10 protein-coding genes are annotated in these 9,659 nt (G+C 64.5%); 5 read left to right on the top strand and 5 right to left on the bottom strand.

Annotation, left to right across the window (positions count from 1 at the left end):
• Window positions 1-94: 94 nt before the first annotated feature.
• The gene (locus BLV20_RS01550) at window positions 95-322 is read right to left on the bottom strand and encodes a hypothetical protein (RefSeq protein WP_092295992.1); all 228 of its coding nucleotides are present in this window, start codon (window positions 320-322) and stop codon (window positions 95-97) included.
• A gap of 144 nt (window positions 323-466) precedes the next feature.
• Here BLV20_RS01550 and BLV20_RS01555 point away from each other — a divergent pair, with 144 nt between their 5' ends.
• The 3 genes from BLV20_RS01555 (at window position 467) to nudC (ending at window position 3,030) form a co-directional block, all read left to right on the top strand.
• The gene (locus BLV20_RS01555; protein WP_092295995.1) at window positions 467-1,249 is read left to right on the top strand and encodes a class I SAM-dependent methyltransferase; all 783 of its coding nucleotides are present in this window, start codon (window positions 467-469) and stop codon (window positions 1,247-1,249) included.
• A gap of 131 nt (window positions 1,250-1,380) precedes the next feature.
• On the top strand, window positions 1,381-2,193 hold the full coding sequence (locus tag BLV20_RS01560; protein WP_092295998.1) for a crotonase/enoyl-CoA hydratase family protein: 813 nt from the start codon (window positions 1,381-1,383) through the stop codon (window positions 2,191-2,193).
• A gap of 6 nt (window positions 2,194-2,199) precedes the next feature.
• Window positions 2,200-3,030, top strand: coding sequence for an NAD(+) diphosphatase (nudC, locus tag BLV20_RS01565; RefSeq protein WP_092296001.1), 831 nt, complete (start codon window positions 2,200-2,202; stop codon window positions 3,028-3,030).
• A gap of 72 nt (window positions 3,031-3,102) precedes the next feature.
• On the opposite strand, the gene BLV20_RS01570 is transcribed toward nudC, so the two are convergent.
• Window positions 3,103-3,882 (bottom strand): TSUP family transporter, encoded by a 780-nt coding sequence (locus tag BLV20_RS01570; protein ID WP_092296004.1) that lies wholly within the window; start codon window positions 3,880-3,882, stop codon window positions 3,103-3,105.
• Between the two features lie 215 nt (window positions 3,883-4,097).
• Complete coding sequence (locus BLV20_RS01575; RefSeq protein WP_092296007.1) at window positions 4,098-5,336, bottom strand: acyl-CoA dehydrogenase family protein; 1,239 nt, start codon at window positions 5,334-5,336, stop codon at window positions 4,098-4,100.
• Between the two features lie 365 nt (window positions 5,337-5,701).
• On the opposite strand from BLV20_RS01575, the gene sfnG reads away from it, so the two are divergent.
• Window positions 5,702-6,796, top strand: coding sequence for a dimethylsulfone monooxygenase SfnG (gene sfnG, locus BLV20_RS01580; RefSeq protein WP_092296010.1), 1,095 nt, complete (start codon window positions 5,702-5,704; stop codon window positions 6,794-6,796).
• A gap of 91 nt (window positions 6,797-6,887) precedes the next feature.
• On the opposite strand, the gene BLV20_RS01585 is transcribed toward sfnG, so the two are convergent.
• Complete coding sequence (locus BLV20_RS01585; RefSeq protein WP_092296013.1) at window positions 6,888-7,367, bottom strand: nuclear transport factor 2 family protein; 480 nt, start codon at window positions 7,365-7,367, stop codon at window positions 6,888-6,890.
• 55 nt (window positions 7,368-7,422) lie between these two features.
• Complete coding sequence (locus BLV20_RS01590; RefSeq protein WP_092296016.1) at window positions 7,423-8,001, bottom strand: TetR/AcrR family transcriptional regulator; 579 nt, start codon at window positions 7,999-8,001, stop codon at window positions 7,423-7,425.
• Window positions 8,002-8,206: 205 nt separating this feature from the next.
• On the opposite strand from BLV20_RS01590, the gene pssA reads away from it, so the two are divergent.
• Window positions 8,207-9,550, top strand: a complete 1,344-nt coding sequence (gene pssA, locus BLV20_RS01595) for a CDP-diacylglycerol--serine O-phosphatidyltransferase (protein WP_092296019.1) — start codon at window positions 8,207-8,209, stop codon at window positions 9,548-9,550.
• Window positions 9,551-9,659 lie beyond the last annotated feature (109 nt).

A 9,659-nucleotide genomic window follows, 5' to 3' on the forward strand; every position in this document is an offset into this window, starting at 1 on the left:
CCCTGAGGTTGTGCGTTCAGTCCATTCTCCGAGAGCATAGCGCGCCCGGTCCAGGGCACCGCTCCGCCGGTCAGCGCGCAGGCACCGTCTGGCGTCAGGTCGTGCCGCTGGCCTTTGCCTCGCGGCCATGGCTGGCCAGGCTCCGGGCATATTCGGCGGGGCCGGCGTCGGGGAGCCAGGTGGTGCGCTGGCTGACGCAGCGCTGGTTCTTGCGGTCCCAGACCTGGCCGTCCGGGCAGTAGGGGGCGGCCGCCAGGCCGTTGCCCAGCAAGCAGCCGGCAAGCAGCAGCGGGGCGCCGAAGGCGAGGGGATGGATGTTCATCGCGCAATCTCCATGCGATAGCGGTCCCTCCATTAAAGGTCCATCGCCCTGGGCGCGCCGCCCAGACCGAGCGTTTTTTCCTGCCGTCAGTCGCCTGGCTGGGGCTATGCTGGGCAGCATTGGCCAACGATCTGGAGCCGACCGATGAAAGATCCGCAACCTTCGATCCATCATGCCGCCGCCGACGGCTACAAGGGTGCCGCCGAGGCTTATGCGCGGGGCCGCCCCGATTACCCGCCGGCCCTGGACCAATGGCTGCGTACCCGCCTGGGCTTGCAGGCTGGCCAGGTGGTGGTCGATCTGGGCGCCGGCACGGGCAAGTTCACCGGGCGCCTGCTGGCCACCGGGGCGCGGGTGATTGCCGTGGAGCCGGTGGCGCAGATGCTGGCCAAGCTGGTTGCCAGCCATCCGCAGGCCGAAGCCCTGAATGGCACCGCCACGTCCATTCCGCTGGCCGACGAGTCGGTGGATGCCGTGGTCTGCGCCCAGGCTTTCCATTGGTTCGCCAGCCATGAGGCGTTGAACGAAATCGCCCGGGTGCTCAAGCCCGGCGGCCGCCTGGGCCTGGTGTGGAACCAGCGCGATGTGCGGGTGCCTTGGGTACAGCGCCTGGACCGGATCGTCAACGCGCTGCAAGGCGATACGCCGCGCTATTACACCGGGGCCTGGCGCCAGGCCTTTCCCCATCCGCGGTTCACGCCCTTGCAGGAACAGCATTTCAGCAATAGCCACAGCGGCGCGCCGCAGAACGTGATTTTCGATCGGGTGCGCTCCACCAGCTTTATCGCCGCCTTGCCGGAGGCCGCACGGGCGGAAGTGGACCGGCAGATTGCCGCCTTGATTGCCGCCGAGCCGGAGCTGCGGGGCCAGTCCGTGGTCAACGTGCCTTACGAGACCGCGGCGTTCTGCACACAAAAAATTCGCTGATCGTGCGCGGCTTTTGCAATGGGCCGCGACGTTGCCAGTCCCGGTTTTGGCCGATGCGCTGCCTTACTGCGCAACACGGGCCCTTGCTATAGTTCGGGCCTCCATTTTTTTGCCCGGTAAGGATTACTGCCATGTCCGAATATCAAGCCTTTCGTGTCGAACTTGCTGACAACATCGCCCATGTGCAGATCAACCGGCCGGAAAAGATCAACTCGATGAATGCCGCGTTCTGGAGCGAAATCATCGAGATCTTCCGCTGGATCGACGACACCGACGCGGTCCGCGTGGTGGTCCTGAGCGGCGCCGGCAAACACTTTTCTTCCGGCATCGACCTGATGATGCTGGCCGGCGTGGCCAACGAGCTGGGCAAGGATGTCGGGCGCAACGCGCGCCTGCTGCGGCGCAAGATCCTCCAGCTGCAGGCGTCCTTCAATGCCGTCGACAGTTGCCGCAAGCCGGTGCTGGCGGCGATCCAGGGTTACTGCCTGGGCGGCGCCATCGACCTGATCGCCGCTTGCGACATGCGCTACGCCGCCGAGGACGCGCAATTCTCGATCAAGGAAATCGATATCGGCATGGCCGCCGATGTCGGCACTTTGCAACGTTTGCCGCGTATCATCGGCGACGGCATGCTGCGCGAACTGGCTTACACTGGACGCACTTTCGGCGCCGAGGAAGCGCGCGGCATCGGCCTGGTCAATCGCACCTACGCCGACAGCGCAAGCCTGCTCGACGGCGTGATGGGCATTGCCCGGGAAATCGCCAGCAAGTCGCCGATCGCCGTCAGCGGTACCAAGGAAATGATCAGCTACATGCGCGACCACCGCATCGACGACGGCCTGGAATACATCGCTACCTGGAACGCCGCCATGCTGCAATCCAACGACCTGCGCGTGGCCATGGCCGCCCATATGAGCAAACAGAAACCCGAATTTCTGGACTGATTGAACATGACTTCACGCTGGACCACCGCAGTACTGGATATCGACCTTCCCGGCGGCTGGGCCGTGGCCCGGGGCCCGCAAGGCTTTCTGTTCGACGACAACGGCGCGCTGTTCCCCCGCGAATGGCTCAAGCGCCAGGACCTGTCGGTCCTCGCCGAGCATGGCATCGGCCATCTCGATGGCGAGCCGGTCTACCTGCTGGAGCTCAAGAGCGTTTCCGAGGTGCCGGGCTGCAACTGGAAAGGCCTGCGGGCCTTCATGCTCGACGGCGACCATACCCTCTACAAACTCCTGGGCTATGCCGCGCAGATCGGCACCTGGGCCCGCGAACACCGTTTCTGCGGCAATTGCGGCCAGCCCATGACCCAGGTGGTGCGCGAGCGGGCGATGTACTGCGAGCCGTGCGACCTGCGCAGCTACCCGCGGATTTCGCCGAGCATGATCGTGCTGATCACCCGTGGCGACGAGGTGCTGCTGGCCCGTTCGCCGCGCTTTGTCCCCGGGGTCTACAGCACCCTGGCCGGGTTTGCCGAGCCGGGCGAGTCGGCCGAGGATTGCCTGGTGCGCGAGGTGCGCGAAGAGGTGCAGATCGAGGTCAAGAACATCCAGTACATCGGCAGCCAGTGCTGGCCGTTCCCGCATTCGATGATGCTGGGCTTTCATGCCGAGTACGCCAGCGGCGAGATCGTGCCGCAGGAAGACGAGATCGAGGATGCGCAGTGGTTCAACGTGCATGAGTTGCCGCCGCTGCCGGCGTCACGTTCGATCGCCCGTTACCTGATCGATCTGTACGTGGCCCGGCGCCTGGGGTTGGCGGAGCCTGTCTTGCCGGGTTGAGCGCCGGCCGCAAGGAGTTGGAAAAAAACAGCGGGCGAATCCATCGGGTTCGCCCGCTGTCGTTTCAGCGGCTCAAACGGCGCTGAACCAGTGCTGCCAGGCCAGGCGCACGGTCAGGCCCAGGACCACGGTGATGAACACCGGGCGAATGAATTTCGCGCCGCCGCTGATGGCGGTGCGGGCGCCGAAGAAGGCGCCGACCATCAACGACAGGCCCATGCTCAGGCCGATGGCCCAATCCACCTGGCCCGAGAAGATGAAGATCGACAGCGCCGCCGCGTTACTGACGAAGTTCATGCTGCGCGCCACGCCGCTGGCCTTGACCAGGTCGATGGGGTAGAGCAGCAGGCTGCTGACGGTCCAGAACGCGCCTGTGCCGGGGCCGGCCACGCCGTCGTAGAAGCCGAGGCTGAAGCCCTGGGTCGATTGCCAGGTTTTCTTGATCGGTGCTTCGCTGTCCAGCGGGGCCTTCGGCGTGCCGCCGAACAACAGGTACACGCCGCAGGCGAAGACGATCACCGGCAGCATCTTGTTCAGCCATTCGGCCGGCAGGTAATGGGCGACCACCGCGCCGGTCAGGGCGCCAACCAGGGTGCCGACTATGGCGTGGGTCCATTGCCGCGGGTGGAACAGCTTGCGCCGGTAGAAGGTGAAGCTGGCGGTGGCCGAGCCAAAGGTCGAACTCAGCTTGTTGGTGCCCAGCACCAGATGCGGGGGCAGGCCGGCGGTGAGCAATGCCGGTGTGGTGAGCAGGCCGCCGCCGCCGGCGATGGCATCGATAAAGCCGGCAACGAAGGCGACGAGGGCAAGAATGGCGAGGGTGGTCAAATCTACGCTGAGTTCGAAAGGCATGGGATCGGCTTATCGGCGGGGCGCAGAAGGGCTGCGCGAAGGGGCGATATCTTACCCATAACCTTTCACGCTCGCGACCGTCCCAATTCTGTAGGGGCGGCCGGTCGACGCTCGATTGCCCGCGATGAGGCCCTCACAAGCGCCACAACTCTTTCAGGATAGTGGCGCGGCCTTCGCGGGCAAGCCTCGCTCCTACGTTGAGGGCGCCGAGGCGGTTATTGGCGCTCCGGACCGTTGCCGATCTGCCACACAAATGGCGGTTCGCTGCCATTGATTGTCCAATCGCCGACGATGCGCGCCTTGTAGATCACCGGGTTGTGCGACGACACCGTGCGGGCGTTGCGCCAGTGGCGGTCGAGGGCGTTGCCCTGGCGGATAGCCGAAGCGCCCAGGGCGTTGAACAATTCGCTGGTGGCGCGCTGGATCAGTTCGCTGACCACCACCTGGGCTGTGGCGGACTGGATTTCCGCGGCGACATTGGCCGCCCGCTCAGCGGCGGCGTCACCGGCAAAACGCGCCAGGTAGGCCTGCTGCGCCGGTTCCGCCGCGCGCACCGCGCTGGCCTCGGCGGCGTAGACCAAGGCCGAGATTTCCCCAACGACCTGCTGCACCTGGGCGTCTTCGCTGACCCGCGGCGCATTGCCGTGGCTGTAGACGCGTTTGCGCGCGCGCACCTCCTGGGCCACGTCGCGCAGGGCGGCGCGGCCGATGCCCGCCAGCGTCGCCAGCAACACCAATTGATAGAACGCGGTCTGGTATTTGAAGCGGGTGGCGAAGTCGATCAGGTTCTCGGTCTGCACTTCGGCATCGACGAACCGCGAGGTGCCGCTGCCGGTGGTGCGCTGGCCGAAGCCGTCCCAGTCGTCGCTCTGCAAGATGCCCGGTTGGCGGCTGCGCACGGCGGCGATCACGTCGCCGCCGGTGTCGCTGCGCCGGGCATAGACATCGATCCAGTCGGCGAAAATGCTCCCGGTGCTGTAGAACTTCTCGCCATTGAGCCGCCATTTGTCGCCATCCGGCGAGACCTGGGTGATCACCTCGCCAATGGCCACGCTGCCGATCTCGGTCCAGGCGCAACCGACGATGTCGCCGTCGACGAAGCGCTTGAACCACAGGTCCCGTGCCGGCCCCGGGACGGCGTTGAGGCGGTCCTCGGCGAAGGCGAAATGCCCGCGCAAGGCTTGCGGCACGTTGGAATCGGCTTCGGCCAGTTCGATCAGCAGCTGGAACAACTGCGGCAGGGAGGCGCCGCCGCCACCGTATTCCACCGGCACCCGCACCGCGCCAAAGCCGGCTTGCTTGAGCCAGAGGATTTCCTCGTACGGCAGGCTGCGCGATTGCTCGCGGGCCACCGCGCCGGCGGCGATGCGCTTGAAGATCGGCCGGAAACGCTCGGCCAGGGCCTCGTAGTCGACGCCCACGGACAACGGGTTGATTACCTGGTGTTCGCTCATGACAGCTCCTTGAATCGATCGGCAGTGAAAAACGGGTTTCTGCAGAGGCGATTGCACAGTCCGTGCCGGCAGGCTGGCGCCCGTATTCAGCGACGCGGCAGCCGCTGGCGGACCGGCAACTGTTGCCCAGCCAACAGCGCATCAACAAATCGACCTGTTGATTGAGCAGACGACGGTCTATCTGTAGCCGCTGCCGCAGGCTGCGATCGGCTGCGCAGCAGACGCCGCTTTTGCCGACGCAGGAAGGCCCTGCGGGCCTTTGCGCAGCCTGCGGCAGCGGCAACAGGCATCCAGGTATCGGGCGCGTTGCGGCTGGCACGGTTGCTGCTCTGTTCCCCGGACACTTCAATCGCGAGGACGGGCCAATGACTCAACAAGCCATCAAATTTGCCTACTGGGTGCCGAATGTCAGCGGCGGGCTGGTGGTCAGCAAGATCGAACAGCGCACCCACTGGGGCATCGACTACAACCGCAAGTTGGCGCAACTGGCCGAAGCCGCCGGTTTCGAGTACGCCCTGACCCAGATCCGTTTCACCGCCGGCTACGGCGCCGAGTTCCAGCACGAATCCGTGGCGTTCAGCCATGCGTTGCTGGCCGCCACCGAGAAGCTCAAGGTAATCGCCGCGATCCTGCCCGGCCCCTGGCAGCCGGCGCTGGCGGCCAAGCAACTGGCGACCATCGACCAGCTGACCCAGGGCCGCATCGCGGTGAATATCGTCAGCGGCTGGTTCAAGGGCGAGTTCCAGGCCATCGGCGAGCACTGGCTGGAGCATGACGAGCGCTATCGGCGCTCCGAAGAGTTCATCCGCTCGCTCAAGGGCATCTGGAGCCAGGACAACTTCAGCTTTCGCGGCGATTTCTACCGTTTCGACAATTACAGCCTCAAGCCCAAGCCGCTGGGCCAGCCGGAAGTCTTCCAGGGCGGCAGTTCCCGCGCCGCGCGGGACATGGCGGCACGCGTTTCCGACTGGTATTTCACCAACGGCAACACGCTGGAGGGCATCAAGGCGCAGGTCGACGACATTCGCGCCAAGGCCGCGGCGAACAAGCATTCGGTGAAGGTCGGGGTCAATGCCTTCGTGATTGCCCGCGACACCGAGGAGGAAGCAAACGCGGTGCTGGCCGAGATCATCGACCAGGCCGATCCGGAAGCGGTGAACGCCTTTGGCGATGCGGCGAAGCAGGCCGGCAAAGCGTCGCCGGAAGGCGAGGGCAATTGGGCGAAATCGACCTTCGAGGACCTGGTGCAGTACAACGACGGGTTCAAGACCAACCTGATCGGTACGCCGCAGCAGATCGCCGAGCGTATCGTCGCCTTGAAAGCCGTGGGCGTGGACCTGGTGCTGGCGGGGTTCCTGCATTTCCAGGAGGAGGTGGAGTACTTCGGCCAGCGCGTATTGCCGCTGGTGCGCGAGCTGGAGGCCAAGGCGGCGCTGAAGCGCGAGGATGCCGCGGCTTGAGGTGGACTGTAGGAGCGCAGCTTGCTCGCGATAGCGGTTTGGCGGACACACCGCGTCGCCAGCATCGCGCGCAAGCTGCGCTCCTACAAGGTTACAGGCCCAGGTCGGACAGCCCCGGATGGTCATCCGGGCGCCGGCCCAGCGGCCAGTGGAACTTGCGCTCGCTTTCCTTGATCGGCATGTCGTTGATGCAGGCGTGACGGTTGGACATCAGGCCGTGCTCGTCGAACTCCCAGTTCTCGTTGCCGTAGGAACGGAACCAGTTACCCGAGTCGTCGTGCCATTCGTAGGCATAACGCACGGCGATGCGGTTGTCGGTAAAGGCCCAGAGTTCCTTGATCAGGCGATAGTCCAGTTCCTTGGCCCATTTGCGGGTCAGAAAGCCCTTGGCTTCTTCGCGGTTGTGGGCGAACTCGGCGCGGTTACGCCATTGGGTGTCCAGGGTGTAGGCCAGGGACACTCGCTGCGGGTCGCGGGAGTTCCAACCGTCTTCGGCCAGGCGGATCTTTTCAATCGCCGATTCGCGGGTGAAAGGGGGAAGTGGCGGACGAACTTCAGCGTTAGATGACATTTATAGTCTCCAATGAAAGTTGAGGTTCAGCAGGTGTCGAACTTGTTTTAAACGATTACAGGTCCAATAACTTTCGCGCCATGCATTGCGCATTATCGGCGGCACTGCGATCACCCATCACAAGTGCAACGGTAATGGCCCCGTCGATCAGGATCAGCAGCTGTCGGGCTTGCTCTCCGGGATCCGCGGTGCCAGGTTTTTCGCTCGCGTGTTCCTTGCAGAGTTCGAACACGTAATCGAGCAGTTTTTCTTTGTGCTGCCTGGCCACCAGGCGTACCGGGTCCTGCGGGTCGCCGGTTTCGCCGCTGGTATTGATGAAGGCGCAGCCGCGAAAGTCCTCCGAGGCGAACCAGTCGCCGAGCACGGTGAACAGGTTGAGCAGGCGCGCGGCCGGGGTCGGCGCCTTGTCCACGGCGCTCCGGAACCAGTGCATCCAGCGCAGGTCGCGGCGTTGCAGGGCTGCCACCACCAGTTCGTCCTTGGTGGTGAAGTAGCGGTAGATGCTTTTTCTGGAGACGCCGGCGGTTTTCACCAGAAGATCCATGCCCGTGGCGGCAATGCCACTTTTGTAGATCAACTTTTCGGTGACATCCAGAATGATGTCGCGTGTGTCGTTGCTAGTGATTTCGTTCATGTGGCGTACAGTAGAACGATCGTTCTCCTTGGTCAATATATTATTTTCAAGTTGCCGGTCGTCGCCGTGGCTCAGCCGTCGCGAGCCGTTTTGCGCCAAGTGGCAGCAGGCCTGGCGACAAATCTTCACAGCGACCCGCAAGACCCGAACCGGCACCTTGGTGTAAGCTCTTGCGCTCTTCCGGATTCGAACTTCTGCGAGCCCTATGCCGTCGCTTTTCAAACGTTCCCTGCTGCCCAAGTTGCGCAGCTTCCCGCTGGCTGCCGATGACCTGTCGATTCTCAATGGCGCCGCCGAATTCCGCCGTTGCCTGCTGGAGAAGATCGCCCAGGCCACCCGGCGCATCTATATCGTCGCGCTGTACCTGCAACAGGACGAGGCCGGCCAGGAGATTCTCGATGCCTTGCACGCCGCCAAGGCGGCGCGTCCGGAGCTGGACGTGGTGGTCGTGGTCGACTGGCTGCGCGCCCAGCGCGGGCTGATCGGCGCCGGCAAGCAGCCGGGCAACTCGGCCTGGTATCAGGAAATGACCCGCACCCACGCAAGCGTGGTGCCGGTGTACGGCGTGCCGGTGCAGACCCGCGAGCTGTTTGGCGTGCTGCACTTGAAGGGCTTCGTGATCGACGATTGCGTGATCTACAGCGGCGCCAGCCTGAACAATGTGTACCTGCACAAGTTCGACAAATACCGCTTCGACCGCTACCACCTGCTAAACAACAGCGCGCTGGCCGATTCCATGCAGCACCTGGTCCAGCATGGCCTGGTGGCGTCGCGGGCGGTGCATCGCCTGGACCTGCCGAACCTGCCGACCACCCGCAGCCTGCGCAACGATATCGGCGACCTGCGCAGCCGTCTCAAGCACGCGGCCTATGACACCAGTGCCGGCGGGGTGCTCAAGGATCAGTTGTCGGTCAGCCCGCTGCTCGGGGTGGGCAAGAACAACCCGCTGAGCCGGGTCATCTGCGAGCTGATCGCCAGCGCCCAGCAGCAACTGACGATCTGCACGCCGTACTTCAACCTGCCGCTGGCGGTGACCCGGGAAATCAACCGCGCCCTGGCGCGCGGAGTGAAGATCGACATCATCGTCGGCGACAAGACCTCCAACGACTTCTACATTCCGCCGAGCGAGCCGTTCAAGGTCATCGCGGCGCTGCCGTATCTCTACGAGATCAGCCTGCGGCGCTTCGCCAAGCGGCATCAGAAGGCCATCGACAGCGGCCGCCTGAACCTGCACCTGTGGCGCGATGGCGACAATACCTACCACCTCAAGGGCATGTGGGTGGACCAGCGCTACACCTTGCTCACCGGCAACAACCTCAACCCGCGGGCCTTCCGCCTCGACCTGGAAAACGCCTTGCTGCTCGACGACCCCAAGGGCGAGCTCCTGGAGCCACGGCGCTTGGAGCTGGAGACGATCTTTCGCCACACCCGGCGCATCGAGCACTTCCAGCACCTGGAAACCCTGGTGGACTACCCGCCGGCCGTCGGCAAATTCCTGCGCCGGGTCAGCCGGGTGCGGATCGAGCGCTTGCTGTACCGCATTCTTTGAATGCCGCGGCGGGGCTGGCCCCGTCTGGCGACCGCTGCGCGCTCGATCGCAGCCTCGCCGGGGCTCGGCAGCGGCTACAGGACTGTGTAGCCGCTGCCGCAGGCTGCGA

Source organism: Pseudomonas sp. NFIX28 (assembly GCF_900107395.1).
Lineage (GTDB): Bacteria > Pseudomonadota > Gammaproteobacteria > Pseudomonadales > Pseudomonadaceae > Aquipseudomonas.

Coding starts and splice junctions, on each gene's coding strand:
- BLV20_RS01550 (WP_092295992.1), bottom strand. CDS start 322: ATGAACATCCATCCCCTCGCCTTCGGCGCCCCGCTGCTGCTTGCCGGC.
- BLV20_RS01555 (WP_092295995.1), top strand. CDS start 467: ATGAAAGATCCGCAACCTTCGATCCATCATGCCGCCGCCGACGGCTAC.
- BLV20_RS01560 (WP_092295998.1), top strand. CDS start 1,381: ATGTCCGAATATCAAGCCTTTCGTGTCGAACTTGCTGACAACATCGCC.
- nudC (WP_092296001.1), top strand. CDS start 2,200: ATGACTTCACGCTGGACCACCGCAGTACTGGATATCGACCTTCCCGGC.
- BLV20_RS01570 (WP_092296004.1), bottom strand. CDS start 3,882: ATGCCTTTCGAACTCAGCGTAGATTTGACCACCCTCGCCATTCTTGCC.
- BLV20_RS01575 (WP_092296007.1), bottom strand. CDS start 5,336: ATGAGCGAACACCAGGTAATCAACCCGTTGTCCGTGGGCGTCGACTAC.
- sfnG (WP_092296010.1), top strand. CDS start 5,702: ATGACTCAACAAGCCATCAAATTTGCCTACTGGGTGCCGAATGTCAGC.
- BLV20_RS01585 (WP_092296013.1), bottom strand. CDS start 7,367: ATGTCATCTAACGCTGAAGTTCGTCCGCCACTTCCCCCTTTCACCCGC.
- BLV20_RS01590 (WP_092296016.1), bottom strand. CDS start 8,001: ATGAACGAAATCACTAGCAACGACACACGCGACATCATTCTGGATGTC.
- pssA (WP_092296019.1), top strand. CDS start 8,207: ATGCCGTCGCTTTTCAAACGTTCCCTGCTGCCCAAGTTGCGCAGCTTC.